The organism is Pseudomonas sp. AL10 (genome assembly GCF_029960685.1).
Lineage (GTDB): Bacteria > Pseudomonadota > Gammaproteobacteria > Pseudomonadales > Pseudomonadaceae > Aquipseudomonas > Aquipseudomonas lactis.
Genome location: NZ_JASBQZ010000103.1, coordinates 1 through 285, shown reverse-complemented (window position 1 = coordinate 285; position 285 = coordinate 1). Strand labels below are relative to the sequence as shown.

The window sequence follows — 285 nt, the reverse complement described above, 5'->3', positions numbered from 1 at the left end:
TCGCGGGCCGAGAATCGGTGGGCAAGGGCAGGGTGGTCGAGCGGTTCTCATGGTCAGTCCACACCACCGAATCGCCCGACACCACCAGCCGATGGGCCAGCGCATGGCTCCAACCAAACCCCAACCCACAATCGATCTCCACCGCGCTGGTGCGATACAGCCGCGTCCACTCAAACGGCATGATCCCATCCAGCGCGCCATCGGTGAGGGTCAGCAATTCCTCGCCAGTGACCATCGACACCGGGCAACCGTGAGTGACCGTTTTATCCGCAGAAGCCGCCGCAT

1 protein-coding gene is annotated in these 285 nt (G+C 63.2%); it reads right to left on the bottom strand.

Features of this window, described 5'->3' with window-relative positions:
- A partial coding sequence (locus QK296_RS28995) for a DUF6531 domain-containing protein (RefSeq protein ID WP_282392373.1) occupies positions 1-285 on the bottom strand: 285 nt, incomplete at both ends.